The organism is Aliagarivorans marinus DSM 23064 (genome assembly GCF_000429485.1).
Classification (GTDB): Bacteria; Pseudomonadota; Gammaproteobacteria; order Enterobacterales; family Celerinatantimonadaceae; genus Aliagarivorans; species Aliagarivorans marinus.
Window position 1 is genome coordinate 49,559 of record NZ_AUBY01000010.1, and the last position, 21,298, is coordinate 70,856.

Annotated in this window: 20 protein-coding genes; 7 read left to right on the top strand and 13 right to left on the bottom strand. The window is 53.2% G+C overall.

Going from position 1 to position 21,298, the window contains the following annotated elements; genetic code table 11:
• Window positions 1-2 precede the first annotated feature (2 nt).
• Both G461_RS0103405 and G461_RS0103410 read right to left on the bottom strand, forming a co-directional pair.
• Window positions 3-2,720, bottom strand: coding sequence for a DEAD/DEAH box helicase family protein (locus tag G461_RS0103405; protein ID WP_245587142.1), 2,718 nt, complete (start codon window positions 2,718-2,720; stop codon window positions 3-5).
• 223 nt (window positions 2,721-2,943) lie between these two features.
• Window positions 2,944-3,234 carry a putative quinol monooxygenase gene (locus G461_RS0103410; RefSeq protein WP_026970787.1) on the bottom strand — a complete coding sequence of 97 codons (291 nt, stop codon included), beginning with the start codon at window positions 3,232-3,234 and terminating at the stop codon, window positions 2,944-2,946.
• A gap of 396 nt (window positions 3,235-3,630) precedes the next feature.
• On the opposite strand from G461_RS0103410, the gene G461_RS0103415 reads away from it, so the two are divergent.
• Window positions 3,631-4,089: a fasciclin domain-containing protein gene (locus G461_RS0103415; RefSeq protein ID WP_157360234.1), complete on the top strand. Its 459-nt coding sequence runs from the start codon at window positions 3,631-3,633 to the stop codon at window positions 4,087-4,089.
• A gap of 93 nt (window positions 4,090-4,182) precedes the next feature.
• On the opposite strand, the gene G461_RS25780 is transcribed toward G461_RS0103415, so the two are convergent.
• Both G461_RS25780 and yghU read right to left on the bottom strand, forming a co-directional pair.
• The gene (locus G461_RS25780; protein WP_026970789.1) at window positions 4,183-4,341 is read right to left on the bottom strand and encodes a YqaE/Pmp3 family membrane protein; all 159 of its coding nucleotides are present in this window, start codon (window positions 4,339-4,341) and stop codon (window positions 4,183-4,185) included.
• A 116-nt stretch (window positions 4,342-4,457) separates the two neighbouring features.
• Entirely contained in the window at window positions 4,458-5,306 is an 849-nt protein-coding gene (gene yghU, locus G461_RS0103425; RefSeq protein WP_026970790.1) for a glutathione-dependent disulfide-bond oxidoreductase, read from the bottom strand.
• Window positions 5,307-5,690: 384 nt separating this feature from the next.
• Between yghU and G461_RS23155 the strand changes: the two genes are divergently transcribed.
• From G461_RS23155 to G461_RS0103440, 3 genes are all read left to right on the top strand, one after another.
• Entirely contained in the window at window positions 5,691-6,773 is a 1,083-nt protein-coding gene (locus G461_RS23155; protein WP_051333330.1) for a hypothetical protein, read from the top strand.
• A 12-nt stretch (window positions 6,774-6,785) separates the two neighbouring features.
• Entirely contained in the window at window positions 6,786-7,202 is a 417-nt protein-coding gene (locus G461_RS0103435; protein WP_035479268.1) for a type 2 periplasmic-binding domain-containing protein, read from the top strand.
• A 310-nt stretch (window positions 7,203-7,512) separates the two neighbouring features.
• Window positions 7,513-8,091, top strand: coding sequence for a hypothetical protein (locus G461_RS0103440; RefSeq protein ID WP_026970792.1), 579 nt, complete (start codon window positions 7,513-7,515; stop codon window positions 8,089-8,091).
• Here the strand turns inward: G461_RS0103440 and G461_RS0103445 are convergent.
• Entirely contained in the window at window positions 8,088-9,704 is a 1,617-nt protein-coding gene (locus tag G461_RS0103445; RefSeq protein WP_026970793.1) for a methyl-accepting chemotaxis protein, read from the bottom strand. The two genes, G461_RS0103440 and G461_RS0103445, sit on opposite strands and share 4 nt — an antisense overlap.
• Before the next feature lie 287 nt (window positions 9,705-9,991).
• Window positions 9,992-10,819, bottom strand: coding sequence for a DUF3626 domain-containing protein (locus tag G461_RS0103450; protein ID WP_035479198.1), 828 nt, complete (start codon window positions 10,817-10,819; stop codon window positions 9,992-9,994).
• Between the two features lie 378 nt (window positions 10,820-11,197).
• On the opposite strand from G461_RS0103450, the gene G461_RS0103455 reads away from it, so the two are divergent.
• Window positions 11,198-11,788, top strand: coding sequence for a hypothetical protein (locus tag G461_RS0103455; RefSeq protein WP_026970795.1), 591 nt, complete (start codon window positions 11,198-11,200; stop codon window positions 11,786-11,788).
• An 80-nt stretch (window positions 11,789-11,868) separates the two neighbouring features.
• Here G461_RS0103455 and G461_RS0103460 read toward each other — a convergent pair whose 3' ends face one another.
• The 4 genes from G461_RS0103460 to G461_RS0103475 form a co-directional block, all read right to left on the bottom strand.
• On the bottom strand, window positions 11,869-12,237 hold the full coding sequence (locus G461_RS0103460) for a PH domain-containing protein (RefSeq protein ID WP_026970796.1): 369 nt from the start codon (window positions 12,235-12,237) through the stop codon (window positions 11,869-11,871).
• Window positions 12,238-12,323: 86 nt separating this feature from the next.
• Window positions 12,324-13,490 (bottom strand): MFS transporter, encoded by a 1,167-nt coding sequence (locus G461_RS0103465; RefSeq protein WP_245587143.1) that lies wholly within the window; start codon window positions 13,488-13,490, stop codon window positions 12,324-12,326.
• 64 nt (window positions 13,491-13,554) lie between these two features.
• The gene (locus G461_RS0103470) at window positions 13,555-13,749 is read right to left on the bottom strand and encodes a hypothetical protein (RefSeq protein ID WP_026970798.1); all 195 of its coding nucleotides are present in this window, start codon (window positions 13,747-13,749) and stop codon (window positions 13,555-13,557) included.
• A 207-nt stretch (window positions 13,750-13,956) separates the two neighbouring features.
• Window positions 13,957-14,376, bottom strand: a complete 420-nt coding sequence (locus tag G461_RS0103475) for a GFA family protein (RefSeq protein WP_026970799.1) — start codon at window positions 14,374-14,376, stop codon at window positions 13,957-13,959.
• Between the two features lie 391 nt (window positions 14,377-14,767).
• Between G461_RS0103475 and G461_RS0103480 the strand changes: the two genes are divergently transcribed.
• Window positions 14,768-16,339: a BCCT family transporter gene (locus tag G461_RS0103480; RefSeq protein ID WP_026970800.1), complete on the top strand. Its 1,572-nt coding sequence runs from the start codon at window positions 14,768-14,770 to the stop codon at window positions 16,337-16,339.
• Between the two features lie 20 nt (window positions 16,340-16,359).
• On the opposite strand, the gene G461_RS23160 is transcribed toward G461_RS0103480, so the two are convergent.
• Together G461_RS23160 and G461_RS0103490 are read right to left on the bottom strand one after the other, a co-directional pair.
• Window positions 16,360-17,097, bottom strand: coding sequence for a 3'-5' exonuclease (locus tag G461_RS23160; protein WP_425393785.1), 738 nt, complete (start codon window positions 17,095-17,097; stop codon window positions 16,360-16,362).
• Entirely contained in the window at window positions 17,097-18,989 is a 1,893-nt protein-coding gene (locus G461_RS0103490) for a DUF294 nucleotidyltransferase-like domain-containing protein (protein WP_026970801.1), read from the bottom strand. Before G461_RS0103490 ends, G461_RS23160 begins: the two co-directional genes overlap by 1 nt.
• A 419-nt stretch (window positions 18,990-19,408) precedes the next feature.
• Between G461_RS0103490 and G461_RS0103495 the strand changes: the two genes are divergently transcribed.
• On the top strand, window positions 19,409-20,293 hold the full coding sequence (locus G461_RS0103495; protein WP_026970802.1) for a hypothetical protein: 885 nt from the start codon (window positions 19,409-19,411) through the stop codon (window positions 20,291-20,293).
• Window positions 20,294-20,368: 75 nt separating this feature from the next.
• Here G461_RS0103495 and G461_RS0103500 read toward each other — a convergent pair whose 3' ends face one another.
• Window positions 20,369-21,256, bottom strand: coding sequence for a LysR substrate-binding domain-containing protein (locus G461_RS0103500; RefSeq protein WP_026970803.1), 888 nt, complete (start codon window positions 21,254-21,256; stop codon window positions 20,369-20,371).
• Window positions 21,257-21,298: the final 42 nt, after the last annotated feature.

The window sequence follows — 21,298 nt, forward strand, 5'->3', positions numbered from 1 at the left end:
AATTATTGCCAACGCTCCAAACGCTTCACGTCTGCGCTAAATACTGAGGAGAATGCCTTTAGCTTGGCTTTCGCCAACCGCGCTCGCCCCTCTTGGTTGCGAGTATAGATAAGCTCAGACAGGCAAACATGCTCGTTCCATGCTTTGTAGAAGATCTGGGCAGTGCGCTTTTTTGCGGCAAACTTCATGGGGACAGCATGATAGTCCTCACGCGTTTGCCCCATAAACTTGCCTTCACGTAGGATCAGGTATCGAGGGCTGTCGATAGGCGCTAGGATCTCGGCCATACAGTCAGCAAACAGTGAAGACTCGTAGAAGCTACAGCCCGATAGCACCAGAAAAAAGGAGCCGTCGTCAAGTTGCACAACGTTCACCCGCAGCTGCCGATAAGGCGTTTCAACAAACCCGGCCTTGCACAGGGCTGTAGCAAGCGCCACTCCGATCTGCTTTAGCGCGCCATCAACCGGCAGGTGGATCATCAAGGTCTTTACCATTTTGCAAGTTTGCGAGCCTTTCCAAAGCAGTACCCCTAATAACACTAGCGGCAGAACCACACCCATCAGCGCGCCGAGCGCACCAACAAAATGCAGAGTAAATAAAACAACACTGAAGAGCGCAACAGCCAACTGCGTTTTCAAATACTTAAAGCAGTCGTTTAGCAGCATACCGCGAAGCGCTGGAACTTTATCGGTCTTAACGCTTGGGTAAACCCGCGCCTTATCATACAGGGTAAGGGCACGTTGCCAGCGCTCTGCCAGCTCGCCACTCTTCTTATAACGTGCAATCATCTGCTTGTTGGAACTGGCGATCAAAGCGCTAGCAGGCTCGTATTCGCGGGGGGGCCGCAGATACTTAGCATCCATGCGTTCAAAGCCACTCTCGATAGACATTCCCGTTTCAGCAAGCCCGACAAAGGTCTTAAAGCGACTTTTCAGGTTCTCAACATCACTCCAGCCTAAATATGACTTGGGGTTGATTGCCACCAAGTGCCAAATCGCACTGACCTTACCTTTGGTATCGCGGTTGATTCGTATCGCGCGACCACGCATTTGGTTGGTGAGCATAAATGAGCCCACTGAGCTTGCAAGAATCAGGGAGTTAACCACTGGTGCATCCCAGCCCTCGCCCAACAATGAACGAGTGCCAACTAGTACATAGAGCTCGCCACTCATCAATAATGCAGTAAAAGCCTTAGTCAGTTGGTTTAAAGGCCCGGTTACCCGCTGATAACCCTCACCGACCGGCACCACGCTGACCTTGGAGGCATCTAGCTGGCTGAGTAATACCTCAACCCGTTCATTCGGGATAAGCGATAAACGCCCGCTTAACAGCGCGATGCGATCGCCCACCTTAGAGCGCTTGGTAAGCGCTTCAAACACCGGCCATGCACCGAGGTTGAGCTTACCGGTATCCATGTTCGACTGCAGCGCCTCATCCCGGATGTAATCCACCAGTACCACTTGGCGCAGGGTGTCGCCACGTTGCTGGTATTCGAGTTCGTGAATGCTGGCGCAGGCATCGATCTTCGCGCTACTCAGCGACAACGAGCGTTCAGTGCGGCGAGAGCGCTGTAAAGAAAGCTCGCGGCCCTTTAACAGCTCAACTGCCCGCAGCTGCTTTTTGAGCTGCTCTATGTAATCTTGCTGAGCTTCACTATAGGTAGTGGCTTCGGCAAACAGCATTGCTTCCAGAAGAGTCTGCCACCACTTGCGATCGAGCTCGGGGATATCCTCTGGGGTAAAGTCCAACCACCCCATTACACGCTCACTCTGTGGCAGTTGCTTGGCTTTGCAGAACACCAACAACGCCGCTGCCACTTGAGGATCGTTAACCACATTGGGGGATAGGTTCTCATCACTCAACCAAGGATGGGAGAGCACCAAATCGGCAAATTTGCCGTCGTTAAACAGGCTATTGCAGAGTGACCTAACCCGCTCATCATATTCATCGATCTGTTGGCTTTCATCAGCGCTGGCATTGCACGCCCAAATGTAATCCTGATGCGCACACAAGGTGCCACTTTTTACCAGTTCAGGTACCGAGATCTCTTCGTCGATGGGGCCACATAGCGCCTCATAGCGCAGCCACTCATTACCTTCGGCATCATAAGGCGGAGTTGCGGTCAGCGAGACCAGAGTCAGCTTAGGGAAATGGTCACACACCTTTTGCAGCGCCCGCCACCACTCAGCGCGTAGGTGATGGGCTTCATCAAGGATCAGCACCTCAATCTGATGCGTTTCGAGCAGGCGAATAAAGCTGTTGAGTTCGTCAACCTTCAGCCCCTTGCTGTCGCTGATGTCTAGCTCGTGTTCAGCTTCAAGCGGCTCGCTATCTACATCGTCTTGCTCGGCGAGCGAGGGCTCTTTGCTGAGTTGTTCCTTAAACTTTGAATGCAGTGCTTGATAAGTCACCGAGGTCAGATAGCCGGGCTTATCGACTGCATTGCTCACCCAGGGCAGCTCGCGGAAATCATCAACGTCAACAAAATCACTCAGCCGCTCCAACCATTGATCGCGGATTATCCGAGTAGGAGACAACACCAACGCCGGCTTACCCAAGCGACGAAAGACTTCCAAGCCCAAGGTTGTTTTGCCAGCGCCTGGCGCTGCGACAACGTGCAAACGATTGTCATCAAGGTGCTCATCGATGGCATCTAACACACGTTGTTGATAGGGGCGCCAAGAATAACGGAATTGCATTGATTGCGGTGAAGGAGCCACATTCGCCTCTCTAAAGATACCTCAGGATAGAGAGCACTAATAAGCTGGCGAAATAGGCATTCAAGCAGCCACTTCAGCGCTCGAAGTGATTTTAACTACTTGTTTATTCTTAATAAAGATTCCTGAACAGTCATGCTAAGTGCAAGCCAAAAAAAGCAGCTCCGCTTTAGAGCAAGACTCTAGTTGCAAAGACTGTTCAGGATACTTTGCTGCCGATGCCAGCCTAGCCAACTTGGCTCATTTCGTTCAAGGTGAAGGTCTCAACCGCACCTTCGGTCGCTGCCATGTAGTCAGCTAGATGTTGGTTACCCATATGCGCCTGCCACAGCTCGCGAGATTCCCAGTTTTCGAAGAACAGGAAGTGGGCAGGGTTTTCATTGTCTTGATGCAGGTCGTAGTTGATGCAGCCCTCTTCAGCGCGGGTGACATCAATCAGCTTCAAAAGCTCTGATTTTACCAGTTCGATCTTATCTTGCTTGGCGATGATGTTTGCAACGATGGTCAGTTTAGCCATGGTGGATCCTCTATGCTTGATATGAAAAGGGAAGTTCCTAAGTGATGGTCTCATCCTATATCGGAACTGCAGGGTTAGACAGTCGTTATTGACCTAAACATTCTCAAACTCAAATTGAATATACCAACAAGACTAAGTGCTGTTCGATGGAGCTAACAGCGCTTGTCACCCTCTTCTAGACTCGCTGCGTAACTGCATCTGTTGGCTATTCGATCACTGCGCTAAGTTACTTTTTTACTTGGTTTTTTATCGCCCAACAGGGGTGATCGGAGCCTCAGCCAAGCACGTTGTCAGCTTAGAACCCCAACATCTCCCCCTGAAGAGGAAAGGACAATGAAGATATCAACCCTGCTGGCGCCTAAGTATGCGAAAACACTGTTCGGCTCACTGATTGTTATGCTTGGCTTTGCGCTCACCAACGCTCACGCCGCCCACCACGGCATGAAGAAAGACATCGTCGATGTCGCGGCAGAAAACGGCTCATTCACCACCTTGGTAGCAGCCGTGCAGGCTGCCGGATTGGTGGACACACTCAAAGGCGACGGTCCATTCACGGTATTTGCGCCCACCGATGAAGCCTTTGCCAAATTGCCAGAAGGCACCGTTGAGATGCTGCTAGAGCCAGAGAACAAAGACAAGTTGGTCGCAGTGCTCACCTACCATGTGGTGGCCGGTAAAGTCATGGCCGCAGACGTGGTCACGCTGGATAGTGCCACCACGGTGCAGGGACAAGACGTTAGCATTATGGTGGATGGTGACAAGGTGATGGTGGATAACGCGCAGGTTATTGCCACCGACGTGAAGGCTAAGAATGGGGTCATCCATGTGATTGACAGTGTGATACTGCCTAAATAGCTCGGTGGGGCTTCGATAAACTAAGGCGGCTTGAGTTAAGCCGCCTTTTTGCTAGAACAAACTATCTTAAGAGCAATCTACTTCAAGAGCAGTCTATTTCAAGATCAACCACAGAGCATGGATCACCCCGGGTAAGAACATCAAGATACACAGCAACACGTTGATGGCTAAGTCTTTACCGACGCCTTTTTGCAAGAACACCGCAACCGGAGGTAGAAAGATAGCCAAAATAATCAAGATCAACTTGTTCATAGTTTCCCCTTAGATGTTAAGCGCTTAGTTTTGTGGTCCCCACTACACTATAGCTGCATCCCATCACCCAAGCGGGCTAACGAGCTCTAACGGTCACGGTAGCAAGGCTACTGCACTTAGGCCTTGCCAAGGGCGGCGTCGATATCTGCGGCGCTATGGCGCTCAGCCAACTGCCCGTCTTCTCCCCAGGTGCGATTAACGATGCGACCACGCTGCACGCCAACTCGCTGCTCCAACTGCTTGGCCCAGCGTTGTAGGTGGGTATAGCTTGCCACATCAAGAAACTCCGCAGCCTCATACAAGTTTCCTAACACCAGATTGCCATACCATGGCCAGATGGCGATATCGGCAATGCTGTACTCGGGACCGGCGATAAACTCGTTCTCTGCTAGCTGCTTGTCCAGCAGATCGAGCTGGCGCTTCGCCTCCATGGAAAAACGATTGATCGGGTACTCAAACTTCTCGGGCGCGTAGGCGTAGAAGTGCCCAAAGCCACCACCCAAATAGGGCGCGGAGCCCTGCAGCCAGAACAGCCAGTTCATCACCTCGGTGCGCGCAGCACCTGATGCGGGCAGTAACTTACCGAACTTATCGGCCAAGTAGACCAAGATGGCACCCGATTCGAACACCCGCACCGGCTCACTGCCTGAGCGGTCCATCAGCGCCGGGATCTTAGAGTTGGGATTCACCTCGACAAAGCCAGAAGAGAACTGATCGCCTTCCATAATCTGGATTAAGTGGGCATCGTACTCGGCTTCGCTAACACCCAGTGCCAGCAGCTCTTCGAGCATAATGGTCACCTTCTGGCCATTGGGGGTAGCCAGGGAATACAGTTGCAAGGGATGCTTACCCACCGGCAGGTCTTTGTCATGGGTGGCCCCGGAGATCGGGCGATTGATACTGGCCCACTGGCCACCGCTTTCTGACTCGTCTTTCCAAACCTTAGGTGGGGTGTAATCACTCATATCCGCTCCTCGAATGTGTTTTGTCGGTTGGGCGTTATCCAAGCTACCTCAAGATGCTGGCGAGAGAAATGCTATTTGCCAACAAGGCTTGTGGTTGGCCTTACTCGGTCAACGCCCAGCCCATATTTACCAATAATAAAATCAATTAGTTAAATGCAGGACGAACTTTAAACCTAGCCCATGCAATTAATTTTTGTCCACAAACTATTTTCCGGTCAAACGGTACTGTGACTACTGGCAAAGCCTGATGTTATCGATTTGTTAATTAGTAAAAACTGATTCATCTTGTTCTGTGGATTAGTTGCCTTACAGCCTCTTGCAGTGGTGCGAGCAATGGCTGCTTGCTAACCCCTCAACAAGTCTATGGAATAAAAGGTAATAACAATGAAAGGACGACTACTTACACCAGCCTTGCTGGCTTCGCTGTGTGTCTCTCCCTTAGCATTCGCAAATGTAAACCTGAACGGGTTTGCCTCGGTCGGCGTTGGTTTTTCCGACGAAGACGGCGGTGCCTTGGGCTATGACAAAGACTATAGCTTCGACCCCGACTCTTTAGTCGCGGTGCAGATTGGCTATGAGATCAACGACCGAATGAGCGCCACCGTGCAGCTACTCGCCCGCGGTGTCGACGACTGGGACCCGGAGATGGAATGGGCCTACCTCAGTTATGAGTTCGACAATGGAACATTAGTGCGTGGCGGTAAGCTGCGTATGCCGCTGTATATGTACAGCGACTACCTTGACGTGCGCTACGCCCAGCCGTTCTTGCGCCCACCAGCAGAGGTTTACGATATCGTAGCGCTGAGCTCCTACACAGGTGTAGATATGGTTCTACCCTTTGAGGCTGGCGACTCCACTATTACCCTACAAGCCTTTGCAGGTAACACCTCGGAAGAAGCAGACTTAGGTACCGCAACCATCGATTTTGATATGAAGAACCTGGTGGGTGCCAACCTTAGCTGGGAGTGGGGAGATGTGCTTGCCCGAGTCGTTTATGCCCAAGGGGATCTGGAAGCCGATCCAACCGCAGGTGGCGGACTTGGTTCGTTATTTGACGACAAAAAAGGCTCGTTTGCCGGTGTTGGCCTGCGCTACGACCCGGGTAGCTGGTTTGTACTGGGCGAATATGGCGCCCGCGAGATTGATGATGAATTCTCCGACGTTGAAGGTGCATACTTTGGTGGCGGTGTACGCATCAATGCCTTTACCCCCTACATCTTCGCTGGCTTTAGCGAAACCACCGATGATGATGACCGCGCCGGACCATTCTCTACCGCCTTCGACTTCGAGAGAAAGAGTGTTAGTGCTGGCTTGCGCTGGGACTTCTATGACAACGTCGCCGCCAAGTTTGATGTGAGCCACTACTACGACTTCAACAACACTGACGGTGGGTTCGGCAGCACCGTATTGGCCCAAGGTTTAGATGAACTGACCGTTTTCGGTCTCTCAGTCGACGCGGCATTTTAGGAGGGTGTAATGATGATCAAACGTATACTACTAATCGCCTCCCTAATGATGGCAACCTGCGGTATCAGCTATGCCGAGGTTGCTGTGATTGTTAACTCCGCCAATGGTGCCAGTATCGATCAGGGCGATATCAAAAAGCTGTTCTTAGGCAAGGCGAAAAAATTTAGCGATGGCAGCTCCGCCACACCAGTGAACCTGCCGGCCAACAGCGCCTTGCGCGAAGCCTTCGACAACCAAGCGCTGGGCAAGTCGCCTCAGCAGATGAAGAGTTACTGGTCGAAGCTTATCTTCACCGGCAAGGGGCAACCACCGGAAGAACTGGCTGACGACGCCGCAGTTATCCAGTGGGTCACCTCGAATGCCGATGCCATTGGCTATATCGATGCTGCATCGGCGACTGCAGATGTAAAGGTGATTGCCACCTACTAAACCGTTGTATTAATTAAAAAAGCAGCCCTCCATGGGCTGCTTTTTATTGGGTATACCCGAGCAACTTCAAGATGCTTGTTCAGCGAGATTTACCAGTCCTTTAGGCAAGGCACTGCTCCGCCGATCTAGAGGTCTAAATCAAGGAGCGGTAACGCAGAACGAGGTACTGGCAAACTCGCCCTTTGGGAGCACCTCTGAATCCTGCATCTTGAGGTTGCTCGGGTAGATGTTGACTCCAAAACACGCTTCGACATAATCTCTCGCTGAACACACGCTTTAACCACCTCTGCAACGACCAATCGCTCGACCCATGAAGCAAAACCTTAAAACCTGGATAACACACCACGACGACAGTTGGTGGTTTATCACCATCTACGTGGGCGCTGCCGTCTCACTGAGTATGCTGATCTCGATGTTCTGGCTGGCGGCCGTGGTGTTCGCCCACGGAGTACTCGAGTGGTTCGCGCTGGCGGGCAAGCCCCTGCGCTTCAGAGCGGTGCTGTGGCACCTAAAACTAGATATCGTCCTGGTGATATTCGCGCTATGGCTGGCGGTCTATATGGATGCGCTGTTTGGCTTGGTGGGGATCAGCGCAGCGGCGCGCGCCAGTGCGCAGTTAAGTGCGCGCTTTGCGCTGTTCGAGAAGATATTTCGGGCAGTTATGCTGACCATCGACGATGCGCTGCAGGTCATTAAAGCCTTACTGCGTAAAGGCAGTAAGGCGGTGCAAATTCCAGCAAGCAATGGTAGCTGGAGCCTCGCAGATAAGCTTACTATTGGCTCAGGTATGGCGTTGATTGTCGCCATCGTGGTGGCGCCCTACCTCACCCAGCATAGCTATCAGCAAGTATTAGCCATCCTCTCCAGCGAGCTTCACCCCTGGCCCTAGACCTTAAACTGGTTAGTCACGGTGGTGACATTCTCACTGGCTTCATGCAGCTTCTGGCTGATCACATCCAGCTCAGTGGTTGAGGTGACCGCCTCTTGGGCCATCTCTTGGATCTCAGCCACATATTGCTGGATAAGCTGCGAGGTTTGATTCTGCTCTTCGGTGGCAGCGGCGATCTGGTTGTTGATCATCACAATCCCGCCCACCTTGTCGGTGATCATATTAAGCGAATCCCCTGCCTGGCCGGACTGCTCGACACTCTCACGCGCCTTGGCGGTGCCGCGCGACATCGCCTGAACCGAGCGAGTGGAGGCACTTTGTAGTTCTTCCAGCACTTGTTGGATCTCTTGGGTCGAGTCTTGGGTGCGCGATGCCAGCGATCGCACCTCATCGGCAACCACTGCAAAGCCACGCCCTTGCTCACCCGCCCGAGCCGCCTCAATGGCGGCATTCAGTGCCAACAAATTGGTCTGCTCGGCGATGCCACGGATGGTATCGAGGATCGAGCCCACGTTGCGTGTGTGCTGCTCCAGCTGGGTAATCGTTTCGGAGGTTTCATCAATCTCTTCGGAAAGCTGGCTAATCGCCTGCATAGTGGTTTGCACCACCTCGGTTCCACTATTGGCCTGCTCATTGGCTTCCTCGGCCGAGCCCGAGGCACTGGCGGCATGTTCGGCGATATGCGCCACGCTGGTAAATAGCTCATTCAAGGCATGGGTGGTTTTCTCGATGGCGCCGCCTTGAGCGGTGATCTGGCTGTTGGTTTTGGCGCTGGCCTGCGACAGGTTCTCGGCGCTTTGATAGAGATCTTGGGTACTGTTGCGCAGCTCGGAGATAGTGTGCTGCAGCTTTTCGACAAAGTCGTTGAAGTAGCGCACCATCCGGCCAAGCTCATCCTTACCTTGATAGGTGAGCCGCACGGTCAGATCACCCTCCCCTTGGGAGATCTCCTTGAGCGAATCGGCCACCCCATTCACCGCATGAACAATACTGCGCGATACCAGGTAGCCAAGTACTATCACCAGTATCGCGGTCACCGCGCCGATAAGGGTACCGTTGGTCACGGTGGCGTTGCTGGTTTCTCCGGCCTCGGCCACCACCTCATCCACCTTGCTACTGAACTCGGCTTCAAACTCCTGCAAGATAGCCTTTAGATTTTCCTGGGCTTGGCTGACTCGCTCGCCTTGGCTGGCCATATTGGCAAAGTCGAAGGTGCCATCGATCATCGAACTGGACATCTGATAGGCGGGCTCGTAGTAAGCCTGCAGGGCGTTTCTCAGTCGGTCGACCTTACTGCCTTCGACTCCCAGTGAGGTAAAGTCCTGCAAGCTACTGAGGATCTGCTGTTGCAGCTGCTGGGCACCCGAGAGCATCTCGGCCTCGCCCACCATGGCAGCGGTGCTGATCTCATTGGCGATCTGGTCGAGGCGGATGGTGTTCGCCTGGGCCATTTGCAGTAGCGGGTAGTGCACCTCTTTAAGCTCGGCTAGGCGCTCAGAGTTGCGTCCAACATTCTGGTTTACAATCAACAGCATCAGCAGCATGCCAAGCACTGCCGTAACGATCAGAATGGTAATTTTTTGCGAAATAGAGATGAGGGTCAGCAGCTTCATTCACGTTCCTTGTGGCCGTTTGCCTTTTGCTAAAAATCCAAGGCTTTAATTGATTCATCAATCACTTAGCTCTACTAAGCTTGATTAAGAATAGCTAAACCACAGTCGTTAGTAACATTTTGGTTACATATAAGCCCCGGAACTTGGAGCTAACTCGGATTTTCGGCGAATTTGCCCGTAATACTCTCCTTCGCTCTATACCCAAAGTAATAAGGGCAATCGCCTGCCTAGCTGGTGCTTGCATGTGCTCAGAGCAACCGAGTCGCTAGTAACCTCAGCGATAATTGCTAACCCCGATAGCCAAAGCGCGCCAGATAGTGCCACACCTTTTTAAGATCTTGCGCGTCGAAACGCTCCAGCGCCTCACCAATCACTAACGGATTCAGCACTCCTTGTTCGGCGATTTGCTCGGCTAAACGCAGGTACTGTAGACCACGGTAGTGGGGGTATTGCCATAGCGCCTCAGTGGTAATCGCGAAGCCCGCGTGCCACTCAAGCTGGCAAGGAAGCTGACGGGCTAGCACTTCAACCTCGGTGTCTTTGAAGCAGGGGTCGAGCACCAGGGCTTCGACATCTCTGGCCAACTCGACAGTCCCGTGGATCTGCGCCTCAACATAGACATCTAAGGCGTCCTCTGCGCTTTGCTTGGCCAGCGCAACCAAGTGGCCTACTCCCGAGATATCGCTGTAGTCTTGCGGGTTAAAGTAGCTGTCGGGATAGCAAAAACTGCTGCGCGCTAGCACCTCTGGCCGCAAACGAAAGTAGCTGGAGCCAAAGCGAGGACAAGCTCCCGCAGGATGGTGCTGGTAGTTTAACGCCCCATACACCGGCCGCTCAGAAGCTGCACAGTGGTTGTAGATGCCACCAAAGGCCTTGTCTTCCCATTGCCAGCGCTCACCACCTACGTGAGCCGACAAGCCGCCATTGCTGGTGCCCGTCTCAAACTGCGACTTTAAATGGCCGTCCGCCGCCATTACCGCCAGCAGTGGTTGGCCGCTGAGGGTGGTCCGGTCGGGGTGGAAGTTAATGGTCAGCGAACACTTCGAGCCCAATGGCGTATTGCACGACTGCTGAGCGGCATGCTCAAGCGCTTGTTTTTGAATTGCTTTTAGCAAGGGCACTGCTCGCTTAAGTAAAAAACCTGATTAGCTGACAGGATACATATATACGCCACTGACTCAATCGCCATGATTGCTGTTTGGCTCAGTGGGGACCGTTTGTAATAAATCGACCAAGTTAATCCGCTCTGCAAGCTTTCTAGAAAGAACGCGTTTAAAAATCATACAGACACCAGCTATAGGTGTCCTCTGTCAGCACTTTTTACAGTAAAACCAATGACCTATATAAATACTTACTGAATTCAACAAGTTAAAAACTGGCACCAAACTTGTTTGGGCCATCCCCGCTATGGCTTGGGCTGCATCGACCTAGAATTCGCAAAACAGAACATAAAGGTCTGCTCAATCCGCAAACATTACAGGGAGTTACAACTAGTGAAAAAGTACTTAAGTGCCATTGCCGCGGCGGGCTTATTGAGCCAGTCTGCAAATGCGACCATATTGGATTTTGAGACCGGCTCGATCGTTGGTGGCATGATGGGCAGCTATGTCGAGGATGACTTTCGTATCTCCTCCGATTTCGGTCCAGTGGCACCCTTCGATATCTTTGGGCCAAGCTTCGCCGCCGGCAGTGACGGAAACATATTTGGTTGGTGTGGCGGGCAGTGTCAGGATGCCGATTCCCCCCAAGTAATCAGCCTGACATCGATCGATGGCAGCGCCTTCAACCTATTGAGTGTCGACTTCGCGTCGCTGTTTGAACCATCCGGTGAGGTGAAACTGAGCGTGCATGGTTTGTTTGAAGCGGGCGGTGAGATATCGCAAGTGGTTGAGCAAACTGGCGCCTTTGCCACCACTGATTTTACCGGCTTTACTGGCCTGAGCGCGGTTGAGTTCCGCGTATTCGGCGACAGCGATGACCCCGCAATGGATAACATTCGCTTGGCCTACGCGCCAGCGCCGCAAACCTTGGCGTTGCTGTTGGTGGGTTTAGTCGGCGTGTTCGCCAGAAAGCGCGTTAGCTAATCACCGAGTAGCGAAGACCAAAGAGGAGGCTGGTTCATTGCCTCCTCTTTTTTTGCTCAGCGCCAAGCGCTTAACGTGCCCTAAAGCACATGCTGGGAAATGGCCCGCGATATCTCCACCAGATTGGTGGAGCCTGAGAACTCAAAGCGCACCTGGCCGAGGGCTGAAAAGTAGATCTCCAGCTCCGCATCGATATCCAGCGTACCCGCTGTCTCTACCGAGTAGGCCACGATGTTCTTGTATGGCAGGGAGGTAAAGTCCTTCTTGCTGCCGGTGATGCCCTGTACGTTGACCGCAATGATGCGCTTGTCGGTGAACACCACCCCATCGCGCATCGATTTGAAGGCATCGATTACCGACTCTTCCGGGAGCAGCAACTCACCCACCTTGTCGGCATAGTCGCCATTTTGCTTGAGCTTGAACAGCTGCTTGTTACTGAAATCGATCACGTATACATCCTTGTAGTCATATAAGTGCTCTCAGCATAGAGCCCCGCGCTATGACCTGGCAAGCCATTCGCGCGGGCCATCTGCGATTAAGCAGGCTGCGCTTGTAGCTGATTCACCGGCTTGTCGTTAATTGGCAGGTGCACCAGTGCCGCCAGCAAGGCTAAGGCGATGGTGGAATACCAGATTGGCTGATAGCTGCCGGTGTAGTCGTAGATGCGCCCACCCAACCAGGCACCAAGGAAGCTGCCGATCTGATGGGTGCAAAACACCAAACCATACAGGGTCGACAGGTAACGCGCCCCAAAGATCTGGCGCACCAAGCCCGAGGTAAGCGGCACAGTGCCCAGCCAGCAAAAGCCGATGGCTGCGCCAAAGATGCCCGCAGAGGTGGTGGTAAGAGGCAGCATCACAAAACCGGCAATCACCAGGGTACGAACCAGATAGAGTGCGCTCATCACATGGCGTTTGTTGTAGTAATCACCCATCAATCCCCAAAAGTAGGAGCCAAAGATATTGAAGATCCCCACATAAGCCAGCGCCATGGCGGCGGCATTGGCCGGCAAGCCGCGGTCGGCCAGATAGCTCGGCAGGTGGGTGGCAATAAACATCACATGGAAGCCACAGACGAAGAAGCCCATATGGATAAGCAAGTAGCCTTTATGAGAAAAGGCCTGCTTCAGCGCTTGTTTCAAGCTTTGCTCGCGCTCAACCTCCAGTGCTGCTTTGGCCGAGCCGCCTTGGGTGCTCTGCATAAATACCGAGAAGGCCAGCATGGCAAAACAGGCCATCGCGAATACCTGCATCGCGCCCTGCCAATCAAAATGGGTTAGCAGGCTCTGCGCGCCGGGGATCACCGCAAACATACCGAAGGAGCCTGCCGCCGAGGTGAAACCAAAGGCTTTAGAGGCGTGCTTGGCGGGCACTACTTTCGATACCGCCCCCAAGATCACCACATAGCTGGTAGCGCTAAGGCCCAAGCCCACTAGCACACCCAACGACAGATACAGCATACCAGAGGCCTGAGTGATGGAGGTGAGATACAGGCCCAGGGCATAGGCTATGGCACCGCCAGCAATCACCCGTTTTGCTCCGAAGCGGTCTGCCGCCATGCCAACAAAGGGCTGGAACAGACCAAATAGCAGGTTTTGCAGGGCGATGGTCAGGCTGAAGAACTCGCGGCCCGTTTCGAAATGCTCGCTGATCGGCAGCATAAAGATACCGAAGGACTGGCGGATCCCCATACTAATGATCAAGGTTCCAATCCCTAGCCAAACCAGGATTGGAAAACGAAAAATACTCATACTCGGTTGTTACCTTCTAATGGTGGTGCGCGTGGTGCTGCTCATGGTGTTGGCGATCACTGGGGTAGCTGTCATGGGAATGACAACCACTCGACATCGCTTGCTCGGCCAAAGCATCCATAAGTGGCTCACAACGTTGCACTCCAGCAATCGTTAGCAACAACATCACCAGCGCCCTAGCTAATTGAGCGCGCAGGCTTTGCTTGAACATAGGTTCCTCGGAAAACAGACTATCCCGGAAAAAGGTCCGCTCGGAAAAAGGCTCCCCCGGAAAATCGAGCGGCAAGTGTAGGGAAAAACACCTTATGCATCCAATGAAAGTTATGCAAGAGCAACATGCACAAAGCGCATTTGTCTCTATGGCGATTAGATAAGTCGGGTTGAGTGCTTACAGTCCTAAGCGATCTCGGCGAATCGCTTAACTGAACATGTCCAGGACTTCCGCCTCGGTTAACGCCGGGCTGTCAGTGTCCAGTGCATAGCTGTCTGGCTTTAGATCAATGAAATACTGCATCGCCATTGTGAGAGCCTGTTGCTTGGGAATATTCAGAAGACCCAGCGGCACGTTGTACTCGCCGCTAAAGCGCATCTTGAAATATAAGTGGGTGCCACACTGCTTGCAGAAGGCGCGGATCGCCCAGGGTGATGACTTGTATTCAGTGACCATCTCTTGGCCGGTGATTTCGACGTTCCGCCCGCATGACAGCGACAGTTGCGGACCACCGGTCCATGTTTGGCAGGTATTACAGTGACATGCGAAAAACGATTGTGCCTGCGGCTGTACGGTTAAACCAACACCGCCACAAAGACATTGCCCTTGGTAGCTTGTACTGCTCATGGTTAATCCTGATTGGCTTGGGCGCACCTCTGATGTGTTCGCCAGTTATTGAGCTGCTTAATATTAAGGCGCGCATTTAACTACCACCGGGTGTAATTGTCAACCAAATCAATAGTAAATAAAAACTCATCCACAGAGCTTGTCGCTGGTAGCCAGTACCTGCCCTTTGCTTGTTGATGCTATTGCAGGCTGGGGGTGTCGGTTTGACATGATTGAGTTCGAATGATTAGATCTCAAAGTATTTTACTTGGTTAGGTAGTAGCCTTCTCTCTTTTGAGTAGGAATGTATTGCCTCAAACAAGGCCCAATTGCGATAAGCCTGTTTCCTGATCAAGCAAATGCTGTCGCGACTCTCAGGGAGAGGGTCGCTTTTTGCTATTTTGGAGAGAACATGTCAGATAATCATGACAAGTACAGTATCAACAATACCGACTATACCGTCGGTCAAGACAACGTTCAGCGCTGGGGCTTTGATGTCCACAACCCAGTGTTCGGCATTAGCGCCGGGTTAATCCTGCTGTTTTTGGTGGGGGTGTTGGTCAGCGACACCGCCACTGCCAAGGCCACGCTGGATGGCTTTAAATGGCAGCTGATCGGCAATTTCGATTGGTTGTTTATGTGGTCGGGTAATATCTTCGTGCTGTTTTGCCTGGTCTTGATCGCCTCGCCCTTCGGCCGTATTCGCCTTGGCGGCAGCGAAGCTAAACCCGAGTACTCGCGCCTTTCTTGGCTGGCAATGCTGTTTGCCGCTGGTATGGGGATCGGCCTGATGTTCTGGAGTGTGGCCGAGCCGGTGGCCTACCTCACCGGTTGGTACAAAACCCCGCTGGGGGTTGAGCCAATGACGCCGGAAGCAGCCAACCTGGCGATTGGCGCCACCATGTACCATTGGGGTCTGCACCCTTGGGCCATCTACGGCGTGGTCGCACTATCAATGGCATTCTTTGCCTTCAACAAAGGCCTGCCGCTGTCGATCCGTTCAATCTTCTACCCGCTACTGGGCGATCGCGCCTGGGGCTGGCCGGGTCATATCATCGATATCCTCGCGGTACTGGCTACCTTGTTTGGCTTGGCGACCTCGCTGGGCTTGGGTGCGCAGCAAGCCGCCAGTGGTATCGAACATGTGTTTGGTATTAGCAGCAGCATTGGCGTACAAATCGCGGTGATTGCCTTTGTTACCTTGCTAGCGATTATCTCGGTGGTACGCGGGATTGATGGCGGGGTGAAGATCCTCAGTAACGTTAATATGCTGATCGCGCTGGGCTTACTGGTCATTGTGGCGCTAAGCGGTCTGTCGGTGGTGGTGAGCTCCATTCCGAAAACCTTGGGCGCTTATATCGAAAACTTTATCCCACTAAGCAACCCGCATGGCCGTCCTGACGAAGCCTGGTATCAAGGTTGGACCGTGTTCTACTGGGCATGGTGGGTAAGCTGGTCGCCATTTGTCGGCATGTTTATCGCCCGCGTTTCTAAGGGTCGTACCGTACGCGAATTCCTGACTGCAGTACTTATCGTACCAACTTTGGTGACAGTAATCTGGATGGGTGTCTATGGCGGTATCGCCATGGATCAGGTGGTCAACAACGTTGGCGTACTGGCTAGCGAAGGCCTGACCGATGTGTCGCTGGCGATGTTCCAGATGTTCGACAGCCTGCCTGCCAGCAAGCTGCTCTCGGTGATTGCGATTGTGTTGGTACTGGTATTCTTTATCACCTCGTCGGACTCTGGGTCTTTGGTGATCGACAGCATTACTGCTGGCGGTAAGATTGATGCGCCCATCCCACAACGGGTGTTCTGGGCCACCGCCGAAGGCGCAATTGCTGCCGCCCTGCTGTGGATTGGCGGTACCGAGGCGATTCAAGCCCTGCAAGCGGGTGCTATCTCCACCGGCCTGCCGTTTACCATCGTGCTACTGCTGATGTGTGTCAGCCTGATTAAAGGCTTTAAAACCGAGCAGTACTAAGCGCATAGCACACGCTCTGGCTAGCGCCAGAGCGTGTTAATCGCGATATCCTCTTTCAGGTGGTGCCTCACCTGAGCAATAAACAGCTCCGCCGTCGCCTGCGCATCGATCTGTGCATGGTGGCTTTGATAGTGCGGTAGGCTGTAGCGCTGCCGACTGGCCGATAGGCGTAGCGATACCCGCTTCTTCCCCATCATCTCCTGCCACCAGCCCCAGCGCAGTTGGCGATGCACATTCGCCTCGATCTCCATGGTATCCACCAGCGGAAACTGAAACTCTTCTTGCAGCCGCTTGCTAAAGGCTTGGGCTAAAAAGTTACGCTCAATACTCTTGTAGTGAACCACCACAACCTTGCCCGCTAGCGCCTCCAATAGCGGCTCGAACACGTGGTTCAGGCTGGGCGCATCAGCGATATCGCTGTGGGTAATGCCATGGATCACCACCGACTCACTGCTGAGTGGCGGTAGCGGCCGCACTAGCCAGTGCTTGGCTTGACGGCAGTAAACCCGGCGTAAATCAAAAGGCACCAAACCGACGCTAACAATGTCATCGCGCTTGCTATCGAGGCCAGTGGTTTCCAGATCGAGCGCCACAAAGGGCACCTCACTGAGCGGCGTTTCCCCGCTGATCATACCGTTCTGGTAGTACTGCTTGAGTGGCTTATCCTTGGCCTTCTCAGCCAACTCTTCGAAGCGCTGCGACCAACGAGGCCCCGGTGGTGCCAGCGGGAAAAAGCCCGGAAGTTTGCTCATTGGCATTAGGAGAGCCCCGCACGGTTCGAGTGGTAGCGGAACTTGAGGAAGTTCTGGGCATTACTAAGGATCTGGAAGGCATCTTTGAGATGGCGACGCTCAAACTCTGACATATTCTCGGGCTCGATATTGTTGTCCGCGTCGATACCTTGCTCGATATCCATCGCCTGATGGCGGATCCGCACCATCAGGATAAACTCCAGCGAGTCACGTAGATCCTGGCCCCGCCCTTTGGGCAAGATCCCCGCTTCGATAATCTCGTCGAGACGTTCGAAGGAGTTTTGCGCCCGCGAGCCCACCGCCAAGGCATGTACCCGGATCACATCGCTCAGTGGCGCACTGCCGCGGCGTTTAAGGTTAATCGAGTTGTTGTGTCGGCCGTCTTTCTCCATCACAAAGTCTTTAAAAAAGCCCAGCGGCGGGGTGCGACTCAAGGCATTACGCGCCAAGGAGGCCAAGAAGCGATTGTTACGACGGGCACGCCGCGCTACAAAGCTCTTTAGTTGCTCGGCCCAATCGACCCGTCCCCAAACGCCGTCTAAATCAAAGAAGATGCTGCTGTTAAGCAAGGCCTTCGGGTCGGGGTTATCAATCCACTCGCCAAAACGTTCTTCCCACTCGCTCAGGGTCATCCGCCACTTAGGATTAGTGGCCATAATCCCGCCGCTACATAACACGTAGCCGCATTCATTGAGGCCCTCACAAACAAAGCCTGCCAGTTGCTCAAAGTAGCCTTGATGAAGCTCAGCTTGATAGCTGTCGTCGAGGATCAAGGCGTTATCTTGGTCGGTGACGATCAGCTGCTCATCCCGCGCCATCGAGCCCAATGCCACAAAACAATACGGGATCGGCGGCTCACCGAACTGCTCTTCGGCCAGCTCCAATAAACGCTGTTTAAAGCTGCGGCCAATTACCGACATGGCCGAGCCAATCATATGTGAGTTGGCGTCCTCATTCACCATCCGCACAAAGCAGTCTTTCACCTGCGGCAGCAATAGGGCGAGCTCTTCGCGGTTCTGCGCCCGGTAGATCGACTGCACCAACAGCAAGCTGCTTTGCGATTCGTAGTGCAGGATATCCGCCAAGGACACCACCCCAAGTGGCCGCTGCCTTTTCACAATCGGCAGGTGCTGCAGGTTGTTGCGCAGCATCATCAGCATCGCTTCATAGACATAGGCGTTGTGGTCCAGTGCGCTTAAGCCGGTGGTCATCACCTCGCCCACTTCTGTTTCATAGTCGAGCCCAGCAGCTAGCACCTTGGAGCGCAGGTCGCTGTCGGTAACGATACCGATCACTCGGCCATCGTCGCTGTCTTCTTCGAGCTGCAGTTCAGGGTCTTCAATCAACAGATAGGACACCGCGTGCTCATCCATCATCTGGGCGGCAGCACGAATACTGATGTCACGGTTGGCCACCACCGCCTCGCTCTGGATCAGGTTTTTCACCTTAGAGGTGGTCATGTCGTTGGGATTGGCCTGCTCCACCACCGCATTGCGCATTCGGTCGCTGTCTTCGATGGCCACAAAATCGGCGAACTCTTCAAACTCGTTGTAAAGCTGCTCGAAGCTCTCTTCGGGAATGCAGTAGACCAAGCTATCTTCGACCGCCCGTACCGGAAAGCGCACCTGGTTTTTCACCAACAGTCCCATCTGGCCGAACAGGCCACCTTCGGTGAGTCGGTTATAGAGATCGCCATTGCGCCGATACACCTCCACCACACCACTGCGTACCACGAACAAGTCGTGGATCGGGTCGCCAAAGCGCAGGATCTCATCGCCTTCTCGGTAATAGGCCACTTCAACCATCTGGGCGAGGGCGTCAATACGCTCTTGGGGGAGTTGTTCAAAGGGTGGGTACTGACTAAGAAAGCCAGCAATTTCAATTTGTTCAGCTTGCATAACGGACTACGGTTTGGGCTTTGTCTGAGTGTAACCTGAGTTCAAACATATGACGACGCAAAGTGTGTTTGATGGCGCGAAAACACCCGGTTCGTTCCACATACTGGGATCGTCCTTGTCTATTTCTCTTTAACACTTGCACACCCTGTCGTTGAGTAAGCAATTGCCCACTTGCGCCTTGCTGCATAACTGCAGCGATGTTGGTAGTTTGCCCATTTGGTATATAGATCAAAGAGTTAGATTTAAATGCCAACACTTAAAGATAAATCAGTTATTTACGCCTTTACAAGCCACGTCATCAACATATTATGTCGCAAACCGATCCTGTGATCGGTGCTGCTTGCAGCAGCAATTCTGCAAAACGGTAAATAAGAGAGTGGCCAAAGAGCCCCTCAACCATAAATAACAAGGACAAAAATATGCGTTTAACTAACAAACTAGTGCCCCTGTGCATGGCTAGCGCGGCGCTGTTTAGCGCACACGTTGGCGCTGAAGAAAAAACCGTGGTCGAAGTGATGGTTTCGCCATACAACGTAACCATGAACGAAGGCGATGCCCGCACCATGAGCGCGCACGTGGTCTACAGCGACGGCAGCTACGACAGCACCATCATCAATAAGGGCGACCTGGAAGTGAGCTGGCGAAGCTCCAATGAAGATGTCACTCCAATCTCCAGCAATGGCACCATCTTTGCCAAATCCACCGGCGTTGCGCACATCTATGCCAGCGTAGAAGGCTTTGAAAGCCCAGCCCCTGCCACCGTTAGCATCGACGGTGCCAGCGTGGAAGATCTGAGCCTGAGTATGCGTACCACCAATCTGCAACTGGGTGGCGAAGAGCCGATCGAGGCTACCGCACTGCTCTCTAACGGTGAAGAGCAAGTAGTAACCGGTGAAGTTGATTGGAGCGTCACCACCAGTAATAACAGCTTCAAGGTGGAAGACGGTAAGGTCATCGCGTTAAACGAAGGCTATGGCTACATTGTTGGTCAATACGAAGAGACCCGCAGTGTTCCTCTACAGGTTCAAGTCAGCAGTGCAGACTACCTGGATGTGATTGTTACCCCTAGCACCACCACCATGGCGCCGGACTCACTGTTCACCCCTACCATTATCGCTTTTGACAGCGACTTGAATCAGGTGACTATCGATCCTGCCGACGTGAGCTACCGCATCAGCGACCGTAGCGTCGTGCTTCCCATTGCCAATGGCGTGCTTAAAGCGGTTGGACCGGGTGTGGCCGAGGTGTATGTCACCGCTGAGTTTACCGAGAGCTCGAATCCACTGACTATTACCGTGGAGTAATCCCCGCTCTCTTTCTCTAAAGTGTTGGTGGCCGGGCAAGGAACGCACCGCGCCACCAATGACCAAGCGCTCTCGTTAAAAGGTCTGTTGCTGGGTTTTCAAGTGCTCAATCAAGCAACGCAGTCGCCGCGGCATCAAGGCCTTTTCCTGATAGACTGCGTACACTGGTATCGATACCTGATGCACCTGCGGCAATAGCTGCACCAACTCGCCACTGGCCAGCTCATTGGCCACCACAAAGCTGGGCATAATGCCAAAGCCCAAGCCCTGTTTAAGAAACCCCAACAAGGTTTGAGTAGAGCGCACCAATACCCGTGGCTGCAGCCGTAGCCGACGTCGCTCTCCTTGCGGTGAACACAGGCTAAGCTGGCGATCGCCGTGCACAATTTCGTGGGAGATCCAGGCTAGCGAAAGCAGATCTTCGGCCAGCTTTGGCTCGCCCACTTGGTCTAGATAGGTTGGGCTGGCACAGATGATATCGCTGAACTGGCCAATCTGGGTGGCATAAAGGCTGGAGTCTTCCAACGAAGAGGAGGCGCGGATCGCCAAATCACAGCGAGATTCAATCAGGTTTTGATAGCCATCGCTTTCTACGATATCCAAACTTACCTTGGGGTAGCGCTGCAAGAAGCCACTTAGCAGTTGGGTGGTAAGGCTGCCACCCAGCGGTGTTGCCAGCCGGAGAAAGCCACTGGGTTCATCCTCTTGCTCGCTCAGGCCTTGGTTGGCCTGCTCGGCCAGCTCGCCAATCTGCAAGCAGTACTGATAGTAATCCTGTCCGGCATCGGTCAAGGCCAGTGAGCGGGTGGTTCGATTGAGAAGGCGCGCCCCGAGCTGGTTTTCCAAGCGGGTCACGATCTGCGATACCCGCGCTTTGCCTAAGCCAAGCTCTTGGGCTGCCTGAGTAAACGAGCCGCTGCTGACGACGCGGGCAAACACCAACATATCATCCAAGGAAATCATTGGGCCACTTTTGTTTACCATGAGTAAACTATGAGTTTACTT